We start from the raw sequence: 22,609 nt of genomic DNA on the forward strand, positions 1-22,609 counted from the left end.
GCCACAGGGCTCACGCCCCGGGTATGCCGTCGAGTGCCTTGCGCAGGGCTCTCGAGACCTCGGGGTAGAGGGTCAGCGAGAACGACTTCGTCATGTGGCCGTGGTCGAAGTAGGTGATGAGGCCCCCGAGCACCGCGGGGCAGGAGCCGTCCCGGCAGAGCAGGTCGGTGACCTCGAGGCGGGTCACGTCGCGACCGGTCCTCCCGGCAGCCGCGTCGGCCAGCGGGTCGGGCTCGAGACCCGAGGTGCCGGCGAACTTCACGTTCGTCGCGCAGCGGCTCACGTCGTCGAGGTACCGCGCCACGCAGTCGGGGACGCTCTCGGCCGAGCCCGGGGTGTCGCGGATGACGAGGACCCGGGAACCGGCCGTGGTGAAGGTGTCGAGGACGCGGTTGTACGCAGCCTTGGCGACGGTCGTCTTCTGGGCGGCGGGCACCCCCGCGAGCGGCTGGAGGGTGCGGTCGGACATGACGACGAGGTCGTAGCCGCCCTTGGTGATCCGGTCGCGGGCCCAGGCGTTGAAGGCGACGCAGTTGTCCTCGAGCGTCTTCGTGCCGAAGGACACCGGGATGTCGACGGAGTAGCACTCGGACGCGATGTAGGTGTCGACGCGCCACCCCCGGGCCTTCGCCGTCTGGAGGATCGGCGGGGACCACTGGCCGGCGTGCGAGTTGCCGTAGATCGCGACCTTGACCGGCGCGTTCCTCGGACCGTAGCTGCACACCTTGCGACGGGTGAACGGGCGGTTGTTCCAGCAGTCGTCGGCGTAGACCTGAGGCTTGTCCTTGGCTGCCTGGATCGGGTTGCTCAGCATCGCCATCTCGCGCCCGGAGCACGAGGCGGTGCGGAGGTAGTCCGCCCCGACGCACGGGGCGGTGGAGTCGATGACGACCGACTCGGCCGCGTCGGTGGCCCGCTGGGCCTGCCAGAGCGCGAGCCCCGCGACGGTCAGCGAGATGCCGAGGCAGGCCGCGAGCAGGAGGAAGGAGCGTCTCGTGCTGCGGGCGATCCGCGGCGTGAAGCGCATGAGGTCCTCGATCCAGCGCTTCGAGGCCGCCGAGAGACCGAGGACGACGACGATGATGACGAGCTTCTGCCACCAGTTGACGTTGTCGACGTCGAGGACGAACGGCGCGATGACGATCGCCGGCCAGTGCCAGAGGTAGACCGAGTAGGACACGTCGCCGAGCCACTGGACGGGACGACCGGACCAGAGGCGGTGCGGACCGACCCTGAGGTCGTCGGAGCCGGCCGCGATGACGGCCGCGGCGCCGAGCGTCGGCAGCAGTGCTGCGACCCCGGGGAACGGCGTGGCTCCGGTGAACGTGAGCGAGGCCCACAGGATGGCGGCGAGACCGCCCCAGACGAGCGCGGCGCGCACGACCGTGGCACGGAAGCGCAGCCCGGCGTGCACCGCCGCTGCCAGCGCCGCCCCGACGCCGAGCTCCCAGATGCGCGTCGTCGAGACGAAGTAGGCCTGGGCCGCGTCCTCGCCGGTGAACCAGGCCGAGAAGCCGAGCGACGCGAGGCTGACGACGCCGATGACGACGAGCGGCGGGAAGCGGAACGACCGGCCGAGCCGACGGCACACGAGGAAGGCGAGGCCGATGAGCACCGGCCAGAGGATGTAGAACTGCTCCTCGACCGACAGCGACCAGTAGTGCTGGGTGGGTGAGTGCAGCTGGTCGGTGGCGAGGTAGTCCGTGGACGTCAGCGCGAGCAGCCAGTTCTCGACGTAGAGCGCCGAGGCGATGACCTCCTGGGCCACGCGCGCGTGCACCGTCTGCGGCAGCCACACGAGGCTGGCCGCGAGCGTCGCGACGAGCACGACGGTGGCGGCGGGGATGAGCCGCCGGACGCGCCGTGCCCAGAACGAGAAGAGGTCCTTGACGCTGCGGATCGGCCGCTGGAGCAGGTGCAGGGTGATGAGGAAGCCGGAGATGACGAAGAAGACGTCGACGCCGACGTAGCCGCCCGTGAGACGGGCCGGCCAGAAGTGGTAGAGCACGACCAGCGTGACCGCGATGGCACGGAGCGCCTGGATGTCCTTGCGCGGTCCCGCCTTGGCGGGTCGAGCGGTGGTCTCCTGGGGGCGGTCCGCCACGTCCGTGGGGTCGCCGACGACCACTGCACTCGTTCCGTCGGGTGGTGCCAAGGGATCTGCTCCGAACTACTGGTACATGCGCACGGCGCACCCGGGCGCCGCGAATCGACCCCGACAAACTAACGCACGAACCTGCTGGAGACCGATTCGCCGGGCCTGTGGGGCGCTCGTGAGCACAGGCTCCGCTCAGGCGCCGGCCCATAGGATGGGCCGACCCTCCTCGACCGGAAGAGAATCTGCGTGCCCTCCGCCGCTCCCCTGCTGACCGTCATCTGCAACGTCCACAACGACGCCGCACGGCTCCCGCGGGCCGTCGGGTCGGCGCTCGCCGCGTGCGAGGGACCCGACGTCGAGGTCCTCGTCGTCGACGACGGCTCGACCGACGACACCGGCGCCGTCGCCGACCGGCTGGCCGCCGAGGACGAGCGCGTACGCGTCGTGCACCGTGGCGTCAACGACGGCGCCCCGGGGGCGCCGCGCAACCTCGGACTCGACGAGGCCCGCGGGGACTGGGTGGCCTTCGTCGACAGCGACGACACGTACGTCTCCGGCTCGCTGCGCCGGCTGCTCGAGTCGGCGGTCGCCCAGGACGCCGACGTCGCGGCCGGCGCCGTGGCCCGCTACAACGAGCGGACCGACCGCGTCACGCCGCTTCCCGCGACCGGCTACACCGCGGGGGCGGTCGAGCCGCTCTCGCCCGGCTCACCCCTGTGGCAGGACACCATCGCCGTCGCGAAGGTCATGCGGCGGGCCCTGCTCGACGAGCACGCGATCCGGTTCCCGGAGGGGATCCTCTACGAGGACCAGCCCTTCACCGTGGCGCTCTGGTCGACGGCACGACGGATCGCGACCCTCGACGAGGTCGTCTACCACTGGTACGTCAACAACGTCGCGGGCGAGGAGTCGATCACCGCGCGCCGCCACGAGATCACCAACTTCCACGACCGCCTCGCCGCCAACCGGGCCATCGACGTCCAGCTGACCAGCCGCCCGGACCTCGCGCCGGCCAAGCTCGACAAGTTCGTCCGCCACGATCTCTCGCTCTACGGCAAGGACCTCGACGCCCGGGACGCGGGCTACCGGGCCGCCTTCCTCGCCGCGGTGCGGGACTACCTGACCGAGCTGCCCGCCGAGCTGCGCGAGGGTCTCGACCAGCCCTACCGCCTGGCGGTCCGCGAGCTCGTCGACGGGAGCTCCGAGAGCGCCGTGGCCGCCTGCCTCTTCGCCTACCGCCGCCTCCACGTCGACCGTCCGCTCGAGCAGCGCGATGAGCGGTGGTGGTGGCCGTACCGCCCCGCAGGCGAGGCGTCTGCCGACCACGACCTGACGACGGTCGTCGCGACGGAGCACGCCCGGCGACGGCGCATCTGGACGACGACCTGTCGGGCGGTGCGGGTCGAGGAGGACGCCCTGCACCTCACCGGCACGGTCGTCGACGGCGACCACGGCATCGGTGCGCGCGCGCGTCTCGCCGTCTCGCTCGTCGATCGTGACACCAGCGCACGCCTGTCCTCGGCCGTCGCACGGCTGCGCCCCGACGGGGCCTTCGACGCGGCCCTCGCGCTGCCGTCACGCGACTCGGCCGCGACACCGGCCACGGCGTGGGACGTCCGGGTCGACGTCGTGGGGGCGCTGCGCAGCCGGCTCCCGGTGCGGACCCGCAAGCCACACCCCGTCGAGCTGCCCACGACCGTCGCGCTCCCGTCGCTCGACGGCATCGAGGTCTACCGCACGCGCAACGGGAACCTGTCGATCCGGCCGTCCGGCGACCGTGCTCGCCACGACGCGGACGACGGATCCGGTGCCCGCGACGGAGCGGGCCCGGCCGGCGGCGCCGGCTGAGCCCGCCCCGACGTCAGCGGCTCACGGCCGCGGCCTGGTCCTTCTTCGAGCGCCCGGGCTCCCCCTGGCGGGTCCGGTCGAGCTCCTCGATGGCCGCCGTGACGCGGGCGCAGCACTGGCCGTCACGCATCGGGAACGTCGCGTCGATGCGGCTCTGGAAGTCCGGTCGGGCGGCATACCCGTTGTCGGCGATGTCGACGACGGCCGCGACAGCCGCGTCGACGTCCTCGACCACCGGCCCGAAACCGTCACGGGGGTACTGGAAGTAGCCGGCCCGCCCGACGTGCCCGCCGGCCATGACCCGCTGCGCGTCGAACTGGAAGTAGACGACGGGGCGGTCCATGTAGGCGGCGTTGAACGCCATCGACGAGTAGTCGGTGACGAGCACGGCGGAACGCGCGAAGTACTCCTGCACGTCGGCGCCGTCGAACGACAGGCGCAGCACCGAGTCGGGCAGGTCCATCTTGGCCAGGACCGGCTGGATGTTCGGGTGCGGCAGGAAGGCGACGGTGCGCCCGGTGCGGGCGGCGAGCTCGGTCAGCTCGGGGCTGCGCAGGAAGGCCGTCCACTGCTTGGCGTACTCGGTCTCGAAGAAGTGCGAGTCGATGACGCGGCGCTGGCTGCCCGGCTTGAGCGGCGGCACGAGCCAGTTGCGCCAGGTCGGGGCGACGAGGATGAGGTCGCACGCATCGCCCTGGATCCGCTGGGCCTTGGCGTGCAGCCGGTCGAAGCGCGGCAGCCCGGTGAGGGCCACCTCCTTGGCCGTGAAGACGTAGGGCGAGCCGTCACCCGCGATCGACTCGTACTCCCCCGGCGTCGACGTGACGAAGATGTCCATCTGCTTCGGGTTGAGCCAGCGCGACAGGTCGTCCTTGATGACGCCGTGCTGGAGGAAGGTGAACTTCCAGCGCGGGTCGATGTGCTTGAGGATGGCCGGTGGCTTCTGCACGGGCGCGTCGATGTGCGAGGAGATGAGGTGCCCGGCGTTGATCATGAGCAGCTTCCACCGCAGCGTGCCGTGGGCGACGAGCCGCGAGCCGTAGCCCTCGGCCTTGAGCCGCTTCCAGTCCGGGGTGTCCTTCTCGAGGACGAACCACGCATTGACGTCCTCGCGGTTGTCGCGCAGCCACCGGAAGAGGATCTCGCCCGAGTCGTTGGCGTCGTGGATGCGGTCCATGAGCACCCAGGCGCCCTCGAACTGCTTGCGCACCTGGGCCCGGGACGCGAGCACGCGCACCGGGTCGACCTTGAGCCGCTCCAGAGCCTCGCGGCGCCGCCGACTCGGACGACGGAACCGGTTGGCGATCGCGCGGGCCCCGAGGGCACGCGTGCGCACGCCCTTCCAGCCGGCGAGCAGCTCGACCCGCGAGCCGTCGAGACGCAGCTCGAGGGTGCCCCGGGCGTCGACCCACAGGACGCGCTCCCACATGAGCGTGTCGCCGAAGAACTCGATGGCGCGCGTCTTGGCGTAGCGCGGGGTCTTGAGCTCGCCGCGCGAGTAGACCGCCTCCTCGGGCGGTTCGCCGACGTAGCGGTAGAGGACGCGCACCATCCGCTTGGTGCGGTCGTAGTTGTCCGTCACGGCGTACGAGGTGTGCCAGTCCCGGCCGCGGAGGCCGTGCAGCAGGATGTCGCGCCAGTGCGGCTGGAACTTGCGGATCGTGAAGGAGTCGACGACGTCCGGGGCCAGCAGCTCGGCGATCTCGCCGAGGGTCTCGCGGAACGTCGCCGCGAGGTCACCGCTGATGGCGGACGCCGAGTTGGCCATCGCGTCCTCGGACGAGAAGTACCACGACAGCTCGTAGAGGATGACGTGCTGGACCCACATCGGGACGGCGCCGTGGCGACGACGCGCCTCGCGGAGCAGCTCGAGGTAGCCGTCGCGAGGAACGGTCGAGTAGCGGCCCGTCGCCGAGATGCCGGTCTGCAGCGTCGAGCTCTGGTCGGCACGCTTGCGGTAGTAGTAGCGCGCCGACCCGATGAAGCCGGTCTGACGGCTGGGCGCCGCGAGCAGGTAGCGCACGGCGAAGTCGCCGTCCTCGAAGTTCGGGCGCAGGCCGGCGTTGAAGCGCAGGTCGCCGATGACCTCGCGGCGCATCACCGAGGTGGTCGAGCTCCCCGGGATGTAGGAGGTCGCGACGTCGAGGTCGACGAGGCGGTCCTCGCCGTACATCTTCCAGCGCGGGTGCTTGCCGAGCTCGCCCGTGCCCTCGTTGCGCAGCACGACGTTGGCCGAGAGGAACTGGACCTCGGGGTTCGCGGCGGCGAAGGAGGCCATCGAGGCGAAGAACTTCGCGTTGACGGTGTCGTCGGGGTCGATGAAGGTGACCCACTCACCGGTGGCCCGCTCGAGGCCGGCGTTGCGGGCTGCGGCCTGCCCGGCATTCTCCTGGTGCAGCACGACGACCTCGCAGCGGGCGCGCGTGGCCCACTCCTCGAGGACGGCCCGCGAGTCGTCGGTCGAGCCGTCGTCGACGAGGACGACCTGGAGTCGCGCGAGGTCGAAGGTCTGCGCCTCGATCGAGGCGATGTACTCCTCGAGGTAGCGCGAGACGTTGTAGACGGCCGAGACCACCGAGAAGAGTGGCCTGCCCGGACTCGGCAGGGTCACGTGCTCGGGAGTCGCCTCGGTCATGTCTGGTGCCTTTCCCGCACGGGGCAGCGCGTGGCTCCCGTGCTCCGGTGGATCTGGTCTCGCGGCGGGCGTCCCCTGACGCCATCCCGGCCGCGCCACCCCGCTCGGGGCGATTGCCGCACAAATACTATCTGTCCCGAACGCGGGTCGTTCCGGACGCCGTGCCCGCCCCCGAGGACGGCAGGCAGCTCAGTTGCCGAGGTAGGGCGAGACCACGACCTCGACGCGCTGGAACTCCTTGACGTCGGAGTAGCCGGTCGTGGCCATCGCCCGCTTCAGGGCTCCGATGACGTTGGTGGCACCGTCGGCCTGTCGGCCCGGGCCGAAGAGGATCTCCTCGAGGGAGGCCTGGGTGCCGAGCGCGATGCGCTCGCCGCGCGGCAGCTGCTGGTGGTGGGCCTCGGGGCCCCAGTGGTAGCCGCCGCCGGGGGCGTCGGTGGCCCGGGCGAGGGCCGCCCCGAGCATGACCGCGTCGGCGCCGCACGCGACGGCCTTGACGATGTCGCCGGAGGTGCCGACGCCACCGTCGGCGATGACGTGGACGTAGCGGCCGCCGGACTCGTCGAGGTAGTCGCGGCGGGCGGCTGCGACGTCGGCGACCGCCGAGGCCATCGGGGCGTGGATGCCGAGGGCCGTGCGGGTCGTGTGCGCCGCACCACCGCCGAAGCCGACGAGGACACCGGCCGCGCCCGTGCGCATCAGGTGCAGGGCCGCGGTGTAGGACGCGGCGCCGCCGACGATGACCGGCACGTCGAGCTCGTAGATGAAGCGCTTGAGGTTGAGCGGCTCCGCGCGGCCCGAGACGTGCTCGGCCGACACCGTCGTGCCGCGGATGACGAAGAGGTCGACGCCGGCGTCGACGACGGTCTTCCAGTGCTGCTGCGTGCGCTGCGGGGACAGCGCGCCGGCGACCGTGACCCCGGCCTCGCGCAGCTGGCGCAGGCGCTCGGTGATGAGCTCGGGCTTGATCGGCTCGGCGTAGATCTGCTGCATGCGCGCGGTGGCGGCCTCCGGCTCGATCTCGGCGATCTCACGCAGCTGGGCGGTCGGGTCCTCGTAGCGGGTCCACAGGCCCTCGAGGTCGAGCACCGGCAGCGCGCCGAGCTTGCCGAGCACGGTCGCGCTCTCGGGCGACACGACGGAGTCCATCGGCGCCGCCATGACCGGGATGTCGAAGTGGTAGGCGTCGATCTGCCACGACACCGAGACCTCCTCGGGGTCGCGCGTGCGCCGGGAGGGCACGACGGCGATGTCGTCGAAGGAGTAGGCGCGCCGTCCGCGCTTGCCTCGGCCAATCTCGATCTCGGTCACCGGCCGATCCTACCGACCCGGCCACGAGCGGACGTATGCCGTCCCGCGGGCTCCGCGGGACGGCATACGTCATCGGGTGGTGCGCCGGGTGGTGTCAGCCGATCGAGTAGTTCGGCGCCTCGACGATGCCCTGGATGTCGTGCGGGTGGCTCTCCTTGAGCGAGGCCGACGTGATGCGCACGAACTGGCCCTTGTCCTGCAGCTCGGGGATCGTGCGCGCGCCGACGTAGAACATCGACTGGCGCAGGCCACCGAGCATCTGGTGGGCGACGGCCGCGAGCGGTCCACGGTAGGCCACGCGACCCTCGATGCCCTCGGGCACGATCTTGTCGTCGGAGTCGACCTCGGCCTGGAAGTAGCGGTCCTTGGAGTAGGACTTCTTGCCCCGGCTGCTCATCGCGCCGAGCGAGCCCATGCCCCGGTAGGCCTTGAACTGCTTGCCGTTGACGAAGATCAGCTCTCCCGGGCTCTCCTCGCAGCCGGCGAGGAGCGAGCCGACCATGACCGAGTCGGCCCCGGCGACGATGGCCTTGGCGATGTCGCCGGAGTACTGGAGTCCGCCGTCGGCGATGACCGGCACGCCGGCCGGCTTGCACGCCCGGGCGGCGGCGTGGACCGCAGTGACCTGCGGGGCGCCCACTCCGGTGACGATGCGCGTCGTGCAGATCGAGCCCGGACCCACGCCGACCTTCACGGCGTCGGCCCCGGCGTCGACGAACGCCTGGGCGCCCTCGCGGGTGGCGACGTTGCCGCCGATGACCTGGACGTGACGCGTGGCGGGGTCGCTCTTGAGGCGCGCGACCATCTCGATGAGCAGGCGCACGTGGCCGTGGGCGGTGTCGGCGACGAGCACGTCCACCCCGGCCTCGATGAGGGTGGTGGCGCGCTCCCACGCGTCGCCGAAGTAGCCGATGGCCGCACCGACCATGAGGCGGCCGTCGGCGTCGTTGCTCGCGTCGGGGAACTGCTCGCCCTTGACGAAGTCCTTGACCGTGATGAGCCCGGCGAGGTGGCCCTCGGAGTCGACGATCGGCAGGCGCTCGCGCTTGTGCTGGCGCAGCAGCGCCGTCGCCTCGTCGCGGCCGATGCCGACCGGGCCGGTGATGAGCGGCATCGGGGTCATGACGTCGCTCACGAGCGTCGTGGCCCACTCGGCGACCGGCGTGAAGCGCAGGTCGCGGTTGGTCACCATGCCGATGAGCTTCTTGTCGTCACCGATGACCGGCAGACCCGAGACGCGGTACTCGCCGCAGATCGTGTCGAGCTCCTCGAGGGTGCGGTCGGGGCCGATGGTGATCGGGTTGGAGATCATCCCGGTCTGGGTCCGCTTGACGAGGTCGACCTGGTAGGCCTGGTCCTGGATCGAGAGGTTGCGGTGCAGGACGCCGAGACCACCCTGGCGCGCCATCGCGATGGCCATCCTGGCCTCGGTGACGGTGTCCATCGCCGCCGAGATGAGCGGCGACCGGATCGACAGCTCGCGCGTCAGGCGCGTCGTCGTGTCGATGTCGTTGGGGGCGAGGTCGCTGTAGCCCGGCAGGAGCAGGACGTCGTCGTACGTCAGCCCCATCGAGGCGAAAGCAGCGGGCACGTCAGACGATCCGAGGCTCATTGCCCGATTCTACGGGCTGCCGGAGGTGCGGCCGAACGCGCCTCAGAGGGTGGGCACGACGGGCCCGGTGACGGCGCCGACGACACCCGCTGCCGTCGAGGCGGCGCCGTCGAGGCTGCCGGAGAGGGTGTCGGTGAGACCGCTGGTGCCGCTGGTGCCGTCCGTGCTGCTGGTGCCGCCGCTGGCCTCGCTCGGGCCCCCGGTGCCGTCGGTCGTGCCGCCGGAGGTGCCGGAGGTGCCGGACGACCCCGAGCCGGTCGAACCGCCGGCGCCCCCGGTCGGGCGCGGACGGACGGGGCCGGGGGTGCGCGTCCTGGATGCCGGGGCGGTGGGGGTGCTCGTGGCGAACGTGGCCGGCGGGACGACGACCTCCGACGTGCCCGTCGGGGTGGGTGTCGGGGTGGCCGTCGGCGTGACGGTGGACTTCTTCCCGCCCTTGGTGCCGGGCGCTGGCTTCTTGCCGTTGTTCGTCGCCTGCGGCGTGCCGGTCTGGCCCCCACCGGCCGCGGCGCCGCCCTGCGGGTTGCCGCCCTGACCGTTGCCGACCTGACCGTTGCCGACCTGACCGTTGCCCACCTGACCGTTGCCGGCCTGGCCGTTCTGGCCGCCGGTGAGACCGTTCGCGACCGGACGACCGCCCTCCGCTCCGGCGGCGGCGCCGGGCATGCCGTTGGCGCCGGCGGCTGCCGCGCGGCCCTGGGCGGCGACCACCGCGGCGGGCAGCAGCACGATCGTGCCGTCCTCGGCGCGCGCGAGGACGAGTCCCCTGGCCTCGGTGGTGCCCGACGTCTGCGGGAGGCCGAGGCGCGCGAGCAGCGCGCTGGGACTGCCGCTCCGGGCGCTCTCGTCCATCTTCTCGACGATGCGGGCGCGGTCGGCCTGGCTGGGGCCGTTGGCCGGGAGCGTGACGGCAGCCGCGACCCCGGCGCCGGACGCCGCGACCGCGAGGGCCGCGAAGGCGCCGAGATAGCGGTGCTTGTTGGCGATCCGTCGGCGCCCGGTGCGCGAGGGCAGCGGGGTGTCGGCGTGCGCCGAAAGGGCACCGAGCAACGCGGCGACCGGCTCGGACCCGGCGTCCAGGCGGCCGGCAAGGCGGTCGAGCAGCAGGTCGTCGGCGATGACGTCGCTCATGGGAGACAGGTCGTTCATGCGACGTCACCTGCCCCGGCCTCGGCGATCATCGCGCGAAGCCTCGTGAGAGCCCGGTGCTGCGCGACGCGGATGGCGCCGGCGGACATGCCGAGTGCGGCCGCGGTCTCGTCGGTGCTCATGCCGACGGCGACGCGCAGCGTGAGGATCTCGCGCTGCTGGCCGGGCAGCTGCTGCATGAGGGCCATCGCCGTGGCGGCGTCGTCGCGCATGACGGCGACGGACTCGGGCGACGGACCGTCGTCGGGTCCGTCGGGGACGTCGGCGACGGGTGAGGGTCCGCGCATCGCGGCACGCTGGGCGTCGGCGAGCTTGCGGGAGGTGATGGTGTAGACGAACGCCTCGAAGGGCAGCCCGCGCTCCTGGTAGGTGGGCAGGGCGGTCACGACGGCCATGCACACCTCCTGAGCGACGTCCTGGGCTGTGTCCTCGGCGCCGAAGCGGCCGAGGCGGACGCGGGAGTACCGCAGGGCCATGTCCCTGACGCGCGCCAGCAGCACGTCGCGCGCGTTGTCGTCACGCGCGGCGAGCGCCGCAAGCTCACGAAGCGATGGAGCGTCCATCCGCTCCATCGCACCAACGCCACCGGGTGTTACGCCGGTGTGCGTGGACCAACCAAGACCCATGTGAGTCCTCGTCCCCCCGAACTGTTGTCTGTGCAGGCGACGCCTTCGTCCGCGCCGCCGTCGGTGCTCGCTCGGAGCGGGGCCATGGTAGTGCGAACGGACCCCTCCGGACGACTACGGATGGTCGGATCCGCCTCCTTGGACGAGCATGCCATCCAGATGGCAATTCTTGAACAAGTCCTTAAGATTCCGCTCTTTATCCGTGATCGCGTGCCCGGTTAGCGTCGATTCCGCGGCCCCGCGACCCACCACACGCACCGAGCGGGCCGGTACGACACGGCGGGCACCCCCGCCCGACCGAGAGACGAGTTCATGGCCGAGATCACCCGCCTGCCCGGACCGGTAGCCGACCTCTGGGACTGGCAGCTGGACGGGGCCTGCCGAGGCGTCAGCCCCGAGGTCTTCTTCCACCCCGAGGGCGAGCGCGGCCCTCGCCGTCGCAACCGGGACGCCCAGGCCAAGGCCGTGTGCGCCGCCTGTCCCGTCGTGGCCCAGTGCCGCTCGCACGCCCTCGAGGTCCGCGAGCCCTACGGCGTCTGGGGCGGGCTGACCGAGGCCGAGCGCGAGGTCCTCTACGACGGCATCCAGGAGGCTTCCTGACCGTCTGACGGTCGCCGGCACACGCCGCCGACGACCGACGCAGCCGCTCGACCGGACCGCGCGAGACACGACGGGGTCGCGCAGGTCGAGACGCAGCGAGGGCCGCTCCCCGTCGGGGAGCGGCCCTCGCTGTCGTGCGGGGCTTCGGGCCGGGACCCCGTCAGGGACCCCGGCCGTATGCCGTGTCGCGCGGTCGGTCAGTGACCGTGGCCGTGGCCGTGGCCGCCGGCGGACGGCTCCTCGTCCTCGGGCTTGTCGACGACGAGCGTGTCGGTCGTGAGGATCATCGACGCGATGGACTCGGCGTTGCGCAGCGCGGAACGCGTGACCTTGACCGGGTCGATGACGCCGGCGGCGATGAGGTCGCCGTACTCGCCCGTGGCCGCGTTGAGGCCCTGCCCGATGGGCAGCTCGGCCACCTTGGAGGTGACGACGTAGCCCTGGAGGCCGGCGTTCTCGGCGATCCAGCGCAGCGGCTCGGCGACGGCCTTGCGCACGATGGACGCGCCCGTGGCCTCGTCACCGGTCAGCTCGAGGGCGTCGATCGCGGAGGCGGCGTGGATGAGGGCCGTGCCGCCACCGGCGACGATGCCCTCCTCGATGGCCGCGCGGGTCGCCGAGATGGCGTCCTCGATGCGGTGCTTCTTCTCCTTGAGCTCGACCTCGGTGTGGGCGCCGACCTTGATGACGCAGACGCCACCGGCGAGCTTGGCGAGGCGCTCCTGGAGCTTCTCGCGGTCCCAGTCGGAGTCGGTGCGCTCGATCTCGGCCTTGATCTGGTGGACGCGGCCGGAGACCTCGCCCTCCTCGCCGTTGCCGTCGATGATCGTCGTGTTGTCCTTGGTGAGGACGACGCGGCGGGCCTGGCCGAGGACGGTCAGGTCGGCCTGGTCGAGGCTGAGGCCGACCTCGGGCGCGATGACCTGGCCACCGGTGAGGATGGCGATGTCCTGGAGCATGGCCTTGCGACGGTCGCCGAAGCCGGGGGCCTTGACGGCCGCGACGTTGAACGTGCCGCGGATCTTGTTGACGACGAGCGTCGAGAGGGCCTCGCCGTCGACGTCCTCGGCGATGATGAGCAGCGGCTTGCCCGACTGCACGACCTTCTCGAGGACCGGGAGGATCTCGGCGACCGAGGAGATCTTGCCCTGGTTGATGAGGACGTAGGCGTCCTCGAGGACGGTCTCCATGCGCTCGGTGTCGGTGACGAAGTACGCCGAGAGGTAGCCCTTGTCGAACTGCATGCCCTCGGTGAACTCGAGCTCGGTAGCCGTCGTCGAGGACTCCTCGACGGTGATGACGCCGTCCTTGCCGACCTTGTCGAACGCCTCGCCGATGAGGCCACCGAGGGTGGCGTCCTGGGCGGAGAGCGTCGCGACGGAGGCGATCTCGTCCTTGCCGTCGACCTCGCGGGCGTTCTCGAGGAGGCGGTCGTTGACCGCGGTGACGGCCTTGTCCATGCCGCGCTTGAGCGCGGCCGGGGCGGCACCGGCGGCGACGTTGCGCAGGCCCTCCTTGACCATGGCCTGGGCGAGGACGGTCGCGGTCGTCGTGCCGTCACCGGCGACGTCGTTGGTCTTGGTCGCGACCTCCTTGGCGAGCTGGGCGCCGAGGTTCTCGTAGGGGTCCTCGAGCTCGATCTCGCGGGCGATGGTCACGCCGTCGTTCGTGATCGTGGGGGCGCCCCACTTCTTGTCGATGACGACGTTGCGGCCCTTCGGGCCGAGCGTCACCTTGACGGCGTTGGCGAGCGCGTCAACGCCGCGCTCGAGCGACTTGCGGGCGGAGTCGTCGAACTCCAGCTGCTTGGCCATGGTGTTCCTTTGGCTCGGGTTGCTTTGTGGTTCCTGGGAATGCGGGCATCTGCGAGCATGCCCGGTCAAACGAGACGCACCCCGGGGAGACCCCAGCGGGGCTCACCGGGGTGCGGTCACGGCATACGGCTGGGTCAGCCGACGATGGCGAGGACGTCGCGGGCCGAGAGGATCAGGAACTCCTCGCCGCCGTACTTGACCTCGGTGCCGCCGTACTTGCTGTAGATGACCTTGTCGCCGACCTTGACGTCGAGCGGGACGCGCTCGGTGCCGGTGTCGTTGAAGCGGCCGGGGCCGACGGCGAGGACCTCGCCCTCCTGGGGCTTCTCCTTGGCCGTGTCCGGGATGACGAGGCCGGACGCAGTGGTCTGCTCGGCCTCGAGGGACTTGACGACGATGCGGTCTTCGAGCGGCTTGATGGAAACCGACACGGTGGTGACCTTCCCTTCGGGACAGTCGGAAAACTGACAACGGACTGTGGGCTCTTCGAGGCTGGCCGCCGTCGCGGGGGTCGACCTCCCTCGATGAGGGTGCTGGCACTTTCAGGTCGAGAGTGCCAACAAGATGAAATCTAGGTTTGTCATTAGCACTCGGTCAAGTCGAGTGCCAGATTCGACGGCGCGCCGCGGTCGGACGGACGCACCCGCCGGCGCTGGCAGGATGAGGCCATGGACGCCGCCATGGTCGATCGCCTCTCCGCAGGTGAGGGCTGGGCCCTGCTCCAGTCGCTGCCTCCCTACGACGAGGAGGGCTCGCTGCACCTGCAGGGCCGACTGCGCGAGGCGGGCTTCGCGGCCGACCTCGTCGCGGCCGCCATGACCCAGTCGCGGCTGCGCTCGCGCGGCACCGACAAGTTCGGCGACTTCGCCGCCGGCATGCTCTTCACCCCCGACGGGCTCGAGCAGTCGACGCGCCTCGCCGTCGCCGCCCGCCACGCGCACCGGTATGCCGCCGCCGGGGTCCGCGACGTCTACGACCTCGGGTGCGGGCTGGGCGCCGACGCGATGGCGTTCGCCGGACTGGACCTGACGGTCCACGCCGTCGACGCCGACGACACGACGGCCCGCATCGCCGCGGTCAACCTGCGCCACTGGCCGTCAGCTCGGGTGACGCACGGGCTCGCCGAGGACGTGAGCCTGCCGCAGGGTGAGGGGCGGCGGCACCTCGGGCTGTGGCTCGACCCGGCCCGCCGTGTCACCGGGGTGGCCGACATCAGCGGGCGCACGAAGCGCGTCTTCTCGCTCGACGCGATCTCGCCGTCGTGGTCACAGGTGCTCGACTTCGCCGAGCAGGTGCCGGCGACGGGCGCCAAGCTCTCCCCCGCGTTCCCGCACGGCTCGGTCCCGTCAGGCGCGGAGGCGCAGTGGACGTCGTGGCACGGTGAGGTGCTCGAGTGCGCCGTGTGGTGGGGCCCGCTCGTCACGACTGCGGGGCGCACGGCCGCCGTGTGCACCGAGACCTCGACCTCCGTCGTCACGGAGCAGGACGCCCTCGACGGCGGGCAGCGGCCCGGCCTCGGGTCGGTCACCGACATCGGCGAGTGGCTCTACGAGCCCGACCGGGCCGTCATCCGGGCCGGGCTCACGGGGGCGCTCGTCGCGGCCGTCGACGGCGCCGAGCTCGCGACGGGCGTCGGCTACGTCTCGAGCGGCGGCGCGCGCGAGCTGCCCTGGGCGCGGCGCTTCCGGGTCGTCGAGGCGATGCCCCTGTCGACGAAGCGCCTCGCCCGCTGGCTGCGCGACCACGGCCACGACCGGGTCACGATCAAGAAGCGCGGCGTGACCCTCGACGCCGACCTGCTGCGCCGGCAGCTGAAGATGACCGGCCGGGGCAAGGGCGGCTCCGAGGCGACGCTCGTCCTGACGCGCGTCGGCGGCGGCCAGGTCGCCCTCGTCGTCACCCCCGCCTGATCGGCGGCCCCGGCTGACCGGCGCCCTCGACTGCCAAGGCGACCGCCACCGCTCGCGGCGTGGAGCGTCGGCGGGCGTCCGTCTCCGACGTGGCGTTCCAGCGTCAGCGGCCCGCCGCCGATGCCGCTCCCGGCAACGGACGCCTCCGCACTCCTGGACTGAGCGCGACGGCCGCCACCGGCCTCAGGCGGTGGCGGCGTAGAGCGCGTGCAGGGCGCTCCACGTGGCGTCCCAGTCCGGCATCGCAGCACCCGCGAGGTCCGACTCCAGGCGACGCACATAGGTGTCCCAGCCCGCGGCATACCCCGACGCCTGGGCGCCGGAGAGCCGCTCGTGCCGGAGGTGCAGGCGGGCGCCGTCCCCGTCGGCGACGACCTCGGCGGTGACGACCGACCGCACGTCGCCGAGCGGCCACTCCCAGACGAGCCGGCTCGGCACCTCGCACGCCACGACTCGGCACACCGGGGTGTCGGCGTCGTCGAAGTGGATCGTGAAGTCGCCACCGGGTCGCAGCTCCCCCTCGACGGGGGCGAACCAGCGGGCGAGGCGGTCAGGCTCGGTGCACGCTCGCCAGAGGTCGTCGGGCGACGTCGCGTAGTGCCGGTCGAACACGACCACCACCGCGTCGCCGTCGCGGTCGATCCGGCCCAGCACCTGCGTCAGCTCGCTCATCTCTGTCCCTGTCGTCGGGCCCGCGCGCCACGGGCGATCTCGGTGTCGAGGGCGTCGAGGCGCTGCCCCCAGAACGAGCGGACCTCACGGCACCACTGCTCGACCTCGTCGAGGGCGCCCGGCGCGAGCCGGTAGAGGCGCCGCTGCCCGACGGCCTCGGCCTCGACGACGCCGGCCTCCCGCAGCACCCGCAGGTGCCTCGAGATCCCGGGCCGCGCGGCGTCGAAGAGCGCCGCGACCTCGCCCGCCGTCAGCTCCTCACGGGCGAGGTGCTCGACGATGGTCCGCCGCGTCGGGTCGGTCAACGCGTCCCAGGTCCCACTCACGAGCAAAGAGTAACCCACGAGTTACGTAACTGACAAGGTACGCCCTCGTCCGCAACACACCGAGCAGGTCACAACCCACCGCGATCCGATCCGGGTGTGTTGTGACCTGCTCGGTGTGTTGCGAAGTGAGGTGGGTCAGAGGGCGGCGTCCGGCTGAGCCCCGACCCAACGCACGGCGGCCGCGCCGGCCGCGTTGGCCGCCTCGAGGGCGTCCTGACGGTCCGCTCCCCCGGCGAGCGCCGCTGCGAGCGCCCCGCAGAACGCGTCCCCGGCGCCGACCGTGTCACCGAAGTCACGCTTCGCCACGGGTATGCCGTCCACGCCGTCCATCCCCCAGCGCGCGCCCGCTGCCCCGAACGTCACGAGCAGCGACTGCGGCACGAGGTCGGAGTCGGCGAGGTCGCGCATCTCCGACTCGTTGACGACGACCGGGTCGGCGAGCGCGACGACGTCGGGGGGCAGTGCGGCATACGGCGCGAGGTTGAGGACGACCCGGGCCCCGGCGGCGTGGGCCGCGCGGGCGGCGTCGGCCACCGTGGTGAGGTCGACCTCGAGCGAGCAGAGCAGCACGTCGCCGGGCTCGAGCCCTCCGGCCCGCTCGACGAGCGCACGGTCTCGCTCACCGTTGGCGCCGGCCACGACGATGATCGAGTTCTCGCCCTGCTCGTCGACGGTGATGAAGGCCGTGCCGGTCGGGGCGCTGTCGCTCGTCGACACCGCCGCGGTGTCGATGCCGAGGCCGCTGAGGCGGTCGAGGTAGGCCCGGCCCGGTCCGTCGTCGCCGACCCGGGCGAGCATCGAGACGGCCGCCCCGGCCCGAGCGGCGGCCGCGGCCTGGTTGCCGCCCTTGCCACCGGCATAGGTGCCCTCGGCCTCACCGAGCAGGGTCTCCCCGGGCACCGGGTGCCGCTCGACGAGGGTGACGACGTCGACGTTGAGCGAGCCCAGGACCGCGACGCGGCCCATCAGCGCTCGCCCACCCGGCCGAGCAGGGTGTCGGCCCAGAGCCGTGCGTAGCGGGGACCGTCGACCTCGAGCGCCACGTCGACGCGCACGGGCGCCTCGCCGTGCGGGTCGTGGGCCATGTCGCCGCTCCAGTCGCGCCGGTCGACGATGGTGCGTCCCCGTGACCACGTGCCGGCGAGCTCGACGCGCAGCGGCAGCGGCTCGGTCCGGATCCCGGCGCGGTCGATGACGACGCAGACGGCGCCGGCGTCACCGATGGTCGACGCGGGCCGGTCGAAGCGGGCGTTCTGGAAGCGGATCAGGCTGCCTGCGAGCTCGGCGGGGCCCCGGCCACCGACGGCGACGAGCTCGTCGGCCAGCTCGGCCGACACGACAGGCTCGTAGAAGACGTCGAGGCCGTACATCGTCACGGGGATGCCGAGGTCGGCCGCGGCGTCGAGCGCGACCGCCGCCGCCTCGGGGTCGTGGAAGACGTTGAACTCGGCCGACGCCGTCGCGTTGCCGACGTTGGCGGCGCCGCCCATGAAGACGATCTCGGAGATGCCCGCCACGACGTCCGGATAGGTCCGGAGCAGCAGGGCGATGTTCGTCAGCGGGGCGAGGGGCACGAGCGTGACGGGGCGGTCCGCATCCGCGGCCTCCCGGCAGGCGTCCCGGAGCAGCTCGACGGCGTGGCGCCGGTCGGCCGTCGCGGACGGGGGTGGCCAGCCCAGCTCGCCCATGCCGTCGGCACCGTGCACGTGGCGGGCGTCGACGGGCGCCTCGAGCAGGGGCCGCTCGGCACCCCGGGCCACCGGGACGTCGGTGCGTCCCGCGGTCTCGAGGACGAGCAGCGTGTTGCGCACGACGTCGTCGACGGGGGCGTTGCCCCCGACGCACGACACGGCGCGCAGGTCGAGTGCCGGGTGCAGGGCGGCGAGGAGCAGGGCGCACGCGTCGTCGACGCCGGTGTCGACGTCGAGCACGATGGGGGTGGGTTCGGTCGTCACAGCGGCAACGTACCGGTCGGGTGGCCGCCGCAGCCCCGGTGGGGACCACCGGCGTCCGAGGATAGGCTCGAACGATGCGCCCGAGCCACAGCCGACGCCGCCCGTCCCCCGCCCGGTGGGCCGTCCTCGCGGCTGCCGTGACCGCGGTCGCGACCGCCTGCTCCTCAGCCCCGCCGGCAGCCGGGCCCCGCGCGACGGGCACGACGGGCACGACGACCTCGGCATCGAGCGCGCCCACGACGACCGCGCCGACGAGCGCCACCCCGTCCACGAGCCACACTCCCGCCCCGACGACCACCACGCCGTCGACGCCCTCCTCCTGCGCCCCGGCGATCGTCGCCGGCATGGACGACGACGAACGCGCGGGGCAGCTGCTCATGGTCGGCCTCGACAACGGGGCGAGCCGCACGAGTCTCGACGCGCTCGTGGCCCGGCGCCACCTCGGCGGCGTCATCCTGCTCGGGGGCTGGGACGGCGGCACCGAACGCGTCCGCGCCACGACCCGCCACCTCGCGGCGCTCGCCTCGAAGGAGGACACCGCCGGCCTCGGCCTGCTCCTCGCCGCCGACCAGGAGGGCGGCGCCGTGCAGCAGCTGCGTGGCGACGGCTTCAGCCGTATGCCGTCCGCCCGCGTCCAGGACCAGGGCTCGGCGAGCGCCCTCACCGCCGATGCGACGCGGTGGGCCGACCAGCTGCGCCGGGCCGGCATCAACGTCAACCTCGCGCCGGTCGCCGACACGGTCCCGACCTCGATCGGGCGCGCCAACGGGCCGATCGGCCAGTACGACCGTCAGTTCTCCAGCGACCCCGAGCGCAACGCACGCATGGTCGGTGCGTTCATCGCCGGCATGCGCGCGGGCGGCGTGGCCTCGACCGTCAAGCACTTCCCCGGCCTGGGCCGCATCACCGGCAACACCGACGTCACGGCACGCGGCATCACCGACCGCACGACGACCGTCGACGACCCCTACCTCGAGCCGTTCCGCACCGGCATCCAGGATGGCGTCGAGCTCGTCATGGTCGGCTCGGCCATCTACAGCCGCATCGATCCGGGCACCAACGCCGTCTTCTCACGGCCGATCGTCACCGACCTGCTCCGCGACCGGCTCTCCTACGACGGGGTCGTCATCACCGACGACGTCGGCGCCGCGAAGGCCGTCGCCGACGTGCCCGTCGGCGCGCGCGCCACGCGCTTCATCGAGGCCGGTGGTGACATCACGCTGACCGCCCGTCCGGCCACGGTGCCCACCATGCACGACGCCATCACGAAGAAGATGAACGCGAGCCCCGCCTTCGCCGAACAGGTCCGGGCCGCAGCCACGCGCGTCGTCGACCTCAAGCTGAGAATGGGCCTCGCTCGCTGCCCCTAGCCCCGCACCGCAACACCCCCAGTCGCAACGCCCCCGCACCGGCCCCGACATCGAGACCCGTCCCACCGAACCCCAAACTCCTCAGGCGCGAGCCGCCGACCGGGTGCGGGTGCGGACCCGCTGCAGCCCGGTCACACCCAGCCGGGACGAGATGGCGCCAGGCGAGCTGACAATGGGACGCTCGGTTGCGCGTGACCGGAGGTGGGCAGCCGTTCGTCCGCGCGGCATCGAAGGCGGCACGGTGACGCTGGAAGGCCACGTGACGGCATACGCCGCCTTCGCTCCACGCCGCGCGGGCGAACGGGTGCCCGCCGTTCGCACGGGCACGCCCGACGAGCGCCAGCCGAGCGGCCCGTGACGGGCCTACGCCTGGACGAGCGTGACCGGCATCGACGAGTCGGTTGGGAGGCCGAGGTCGCTGGGCAAGCGCCCCTTCGCCACCATCTGCGCCCCGAGCGCCGCGACCATCGCCCCGTTGTCGGTGCACAGTCCGGGGCGCGGTACGCGCAGGGTGACACCGGCCTTGGCGCACCGCTCCTCGGCGAGCGCGCGAAGGCGCGAGTTCGCCGCGACGCCGCCGCCGATGAGCAGGTGGTCGACGTCGTGCTCCTTGCAGGCGAGCAGGGCCTTGCGGGTGAGGACGTCGACGACCGCCTCCTGGAAGCTCGCGGCGACGTCGGCGACCGGTACGGCCTCGCCGGCACGCTGGCGCGTCTCGACCCACCGCGCGACGGCGGTCTTGAGGCCCGAGAAGGAGAAGTCGAAGCGGTGCCGCTCCATGTCGCGCCCGGTGGTGAGGCCGCGGGGGAAGTCGATGGCGATCCGGTTGCCTTCTCGCGCAGCGCGATCCACGTGCGGACCTCCCGGGAAGGGCAGCCCGAGCACCCGCGCGACCTTGTCGAAGGCCTCACCGGCGGCGTCGTCCATCGTCGAGCCGAGCGAGCGGACGTCGTTGGTGACGTCGGGCACGAGGAGCAGCGAGGAGTGCCCGCCGGAGACGAGCATCGCCATCGTCGGCTCGGGCAGCGGCCCGTGCTCGACGATGTCGACCGCGACGTGCGAGGCGAGGTGGTTGACGCCGTAGATCGGCTTGCCGAGGGCGAGCGCCAGGGCCTTGGCCGAGGCGACCCCGACGAGCAGCGCACCTGCGAGACCGGGACCCGAGGTCACCGAGATGGCGTCGAGGTCGCGCAGCCGGACGCCCGCCTCGCGGCACGCGCGCTCGATGGTCGGCACCATGGCCTCGAGGTGGGCGCGGCTCGCGACCTCTGGCACGACGCCACCGAAACGGGCGTGCTCCTCGACGCTGCTCGCGACCGTGTCCACGAGGAGCGTCTGGCCGCGCACGATGCCGACCCCGGTCTCGTCGCAGGACGTCTCGATGCCGAGGACGAGCGGCTCGTCGCTCATGCGTCTCCCTTCGTGACGAGGAGGCGCATGACGAGCGCGTCCCCGTTGCCTGGTTGGTAGTAGCGGCGGCGCACCGAGATGACCTCGAAGCCGGCCCGGTCGTAGAGGCGCCGCGCCGCGTCGTTGTCGGCGCGCACCTCGAGCAGCACCGCGTCGACGCCTCGCAGGGTCGCCCGACGGACGAGCTCGTCGAGCAGGACCCGCCCCGTGCCACGGCCCTGGTGACCGGGGCTGGTGGCGATGGTCATGACGTCGGCGACGTCTCCCGCGACGTCGAGGCCGGCATAGCCGGCGATCGTGCCGTCGAGCGTCGTGGCGACGACGTAGTCGCGACGCGGGCGGCCGGCGAGCTCGCTCCACCACGTGGCCTCGGACCACGCGTCGTCGGCGAAGAGCAGCTGCTCGAGCGTCGCGAGGTGGGCGAGGTCGGTCCACTCGAGGTCGCGCAGCACGACCTCCTCGCCGGGGTGCGTGCGCGGCTGGGTCACGGTCATCCGAGGGTGGACTTGGTCGATGGCGGAGCGGGCGCCGCGTCGGGCCGGCGCAGGTAGAGCGGCTCGAGCCCGTCGAAGCCGTGGCCGGGGTCGACCCACTGCAGCTCACCGGGGCCGGGTGCGCTCTCGCGGAGTCGGCGCACCGCGAGGTCGGCGAGCGCTCCCCCGCTGACGTCGAGCGGTGCCACGGCGTGCGGGAGCGCCTCGGCGTAGAGGATGGGACCACGACCCGCGGTCGGCAGGGCGCGGGTCTCGGCAGGCAGGTCGGCCGCGCGGGACACGGTGGGCTCGCTCACACGGTCGGCGCGCTCGTCCCCGAGGACGTACGCAGCGGCGTACACCTCCTTGCGACGGGCGTCGGTGGCGACGACGAGCTCGCCACGTCGGCCGTCGAGCCATGCCTCGTGCGCGATCGCGTCGAGACTCGTCAGCCCGCGCACGGGCAGGCCGAGCGCGAAGGCGAAGGTGCGTCCGGTGACGATCCCGACACGCAGGCCGGTGAACGGGCCCGGGCCGATGCCCACGACGACGTCGGTGACGTCGCCGGGCTCCGCCCCGGCGGTGGCCAGGACGTCGCGCATGTTGGGGGCGAGGTGCTCGGCGTGCGCCCGGGCGTCGAGCGTCGAGGCCTCCGCGACGACCGAGCTGCCGTCGTGCAGGCCGACGGTGATGGCGGTCGTGGAGGTGTCGATCGCGAGCAGGAGCACGTCGGTCAGGCTATCCGAGCACGCGCCGGGTCCCCGAACCCGCGCCGGCGTATGCCGTCCACCCGGCTCACG

General features: G+C 72.5%; 19 protein-coding genes. 4 read left to right on the plus strand and 15 right to left on the minus strand.

All coding sequences use genetic code 11. The annotated features are described in order from the left end of the window. Positions 1–10: 10 nt before the first annotated feature. Positions 11–2,104, minus strand: a complete 2,094-nt coding sequence (locus H283_RS25640; RefSeq protein WP_196806016.1) for an acyltransferase family protein — start codon at positions 2,102–2,104, stop codon at positions 11–13. A 240-nt stretch (positions 2,105–2,344) separates the two neighbouring features. On the opposite strand from H283_RS25640, the gene H283_RS26860 reads away from it, so the two are divergent. Continuing rightward, positions 2,345–3,946: a glycosyltransferase family 2 protein gene (locus H283_RS26860; protein WP_051103679.1), complete on the plus strand. Its 1,602-nt coding sequence runs from the start codon at positions 2,345–2,347 to the stop codon at positions 3,944–3,946. Between the two features lie 13 nt (positions 3,947–3,959). Here the strand turns inward: H283_RS26860 and H283_RS0117660 are convergent, their stop codons facing one another. The 5 genes from H283_RS0117660 to H283_RS0117680 all read right to left on the minus strand — a co-directional run bounded on the left by H283_RS0117660 (position 3,960) and on the right by H283_RS0117680 (position 11,216). Further along, complete coding sequence (locus H283_RS0117660; protein WP_020144859.1) at positions 3,960–6,581, minus strand: glycosyltransferase; 2,622 nt, start codon at positions 6,579–6,581, stop codon at positions 3,960–3,962. Positions 6,582–6,770: 189 nt separating this feature from the next. Then, positions 6,771–7,892 carry a GuaB3 family IMP dehydrogenase-related protein gene (locus tag H283_RS0117665; protein WP_020144860.1) on the minus strand — a complete coding sequence of 374 codons (1,122 nt, stop codon included), beginning with the start codon at positions 7,890–7,892 and terminating at the stop codon, positions 6,771–6,773. Between the two features lie 94 nt (positions 7,893–7,986). Then, positions 7,987–9,504, minus strand: a complete 1,518-nt coding sequence (guaB, locus tag H283_RS0117670) for an IMP dehydrogenase (RefSeq protein ID WP_028785697.1) — start codon at positions 9,502–9,504, stop codon at positions 7,987–7,989. A gap of 42 nt (positions 9,505–9,546) precedes the next feature. Further along, positions 9,547–10,653 (minus strand): hypothetical protein, encoded by a 1,107-nt coding sequence (locus tag H283_RS0117675; protein ID WP_156023289.1) that lies wholly within the window; start codon positions 10,651–10,653, stop codon positions 9,547–9,549. Then, positions 10,650–11,216: a sigma-70 family RNA polymerase sigma factor gene (locus H283_RS0117680; protein WP_020144863.1), complete on the minus strand. Its 567-nt coding sequence runs from the start codon at positions 11,214–11,216 to the stop codon at positions 10,650–10,652. The genes H283_RS0117675 and H283_RS0117680 overlap by 4 nt, the downstream gene beginning before the upstream one ends. Positions 11,217–11,591: 375 nt before the next feature. Between H283_RS0117680 and H283_RS0117685 the strand changes: the two genes are divergently transcribed. Beyond that, positions 11,592–11,879, plus strand: a complete 288-nt coding sequence (locus tag H283_RS0117685) for a WhiB family transcriptional regulator (RefSeq protein WP_020144864.1) — start codon at positions 11,592–11,594, stop codon at positions 11,877–11,879. A 197-nt stretch (positions 11,880–12,076) separates the two neighbouring features. Here the strand turns inward: H283_RS0117685 and groL are convergent, their stop codons facing one another. After that, entirely contained in the window at positions 12,077–13,693 is a 1,617-nt protein-coding gene (groL, locus tag H283_RS0117690) for a chaperonin GroEL (protein ID WP_020144865.1), read from the minus strand. 134 nt (positions 13,694–13,827) lie between these two features. Then, entirely contained in the window at positions 13,828–14,124 is a 297-nt protein-coding gene (groES, locus tag H283_RS0117695; RefSeq protein WP_020144866.1) for a co-chaperone GroES, read from the minus strand. Positions 14,125–14,361: 237 nt separating this feature from the next. On the opposite strand from groES, the gene H283_RS0117700 reads away from it, so the two are divergent. Beyond that, entirely contained in the window at positions 14,362–15,603 is a 1,242-nt protein-coding gene (locus tag H283_RS0117700; protein ID WP_020144867.1) for a class I SAM-dependent methyltransferase, read from the plus strand. A 183-nt stretch (positions 15,604–15,786) separates the two neighbouring features. On the opposite strand, the gene H283_RS26865 is transcribed toward H283_RS0117700, so the two are convergent. From H283_RS26865 to H283_RS0117720, 4 genes are all read right to left on the minus strand, one after another. Continuing rightward, on the minus strand, positions 15,787–16,275 hold the full coding sequence (locus H283_RS26865) for an SRPBCC family protein (protein ID WP_020144868.1): 489 nt from the start codon (positions 16,273–16,275) through the stop codon (positions 15,787–15,789). Next, on the minus strand, positions 16,272–16,601 hold the full coding sequence (locus H283_RS0117710) for a metalloregulator ArsR/SmtB family transcription factor (protein WP_156023290.1): 330 nt from the start codon (positions 16,599–16,601) through the stop codon (positions 16,272–16,274). Before H283_RS0117710 ends, H283_RS26865 begins: the two co-directional genes overlap by 4 nt. 135 nt (positions 16,602–16,736) lie before the next feature. Beyond that, positions 16,737–17,567 carry a PfkB family carbohydrate kinase gene (locus H283_RS0117715; RefSeq protein ID WP_020144870.1) on the minus strand — a complete coding sequence of 277 codons (831 nt, stop codon included), beginning with the start codon at positions 17,565–17,567 and terminating at the stop codon, positions 16,737–16,739. Further along, on the minus strand, positions 17,567–18,556 hold the full coding sequence (locus tag H283_RS0117720; protein ID WP_020144871.1) for a nucleoside hydrolase: 990 nt from the start codon (positions 18,554–18,556) through the stop codon (positions 17,567–17,569). The genes H283_RS0117715 and H283_RS0117720 overlap by 1 nt, the downstream gene beginning before the upstream one ends. Before the next feature lie 74 nt (positions 18,557–18,630). Between H283_RS0117720 and H283_RS0117725 the strand changes: the two genes are divergently transcribed. Next, complete coding sequence (locus H283_RS0117725; protein ID WP_020144872.1) at positions 18,631–19,926, plus strand: glycoside hydrolase family 3 N-terminal domain-containing protein; 1,296 nt, start codon at positions 18,631–18,633, stop codon at positions 19,924–19,926. A gap of 363 nt (positions 19,927–20,289) precedes the next feature. On the opposite strand, the gene tsaD is transcribed toward H283_RS0117725, so the two are convergent. The 3 genes from tsaD to tsaB are packed head-to-tail and all read right to left on the minus strand — an operon-like array spanning position 20,290 to position 22,537. Then, on the minus strand, positions 20,290–21,336 hold the full coding sequence (gene tsaD, locus H283_RS0117730) for a tRNA (adenosine(37)-N6)-threonylcarbamoyltransferase complex transferase subunit TsaD (RefSeq protein ID WP_020144873.1): 1,047 nt from the start codon (positions 21,334–21,336) through the stop codon (positions 20,290–20,292). After that, complete coding sequence (gene rimI, locus H283_RS0117735) at positions 21,333–21,830, minus strand: ribosomal protein S18-alanine N-acetyltransferase (RefSeq protein WP_020144874.1); 498 nt, start codon at positions 21,828–21,830, stop codon at positions 21,333–21,335. The genes tsaD and rimI overlap by 4 nt, the downstream gene beginning before the upstream one ends. Beyond that, a complete protein-coding gene (tsaB, locus tag H283_RS0117740; RefSeq protein ID WP_020144875.1) occupies positions 21,827–22,537 on the minus strand; it encodes a tRNA (adenosine(37)-N6)-threonylcarbamoyltransferase complex dimerization subunit type 1 TsaB in 711 nt (236 codons plus the stop codon). The genes rimI and tsaB overlap by 4 nt, the downstream gene beginning before the upstream one ends. Between the last annotated feature and the right edge of the window lie 72 nt (positions 22,538–22,609).

The sequence above is a fragment of the Terracoccus sp. 273MFTsu3.1 genome (assembly GCF_000383675.1).
Classification (GTDB): Bacteria; Actinomycetota; Actinomycetes; order Actinomycetales; family Dermatophilaceae; genus Terrabacter.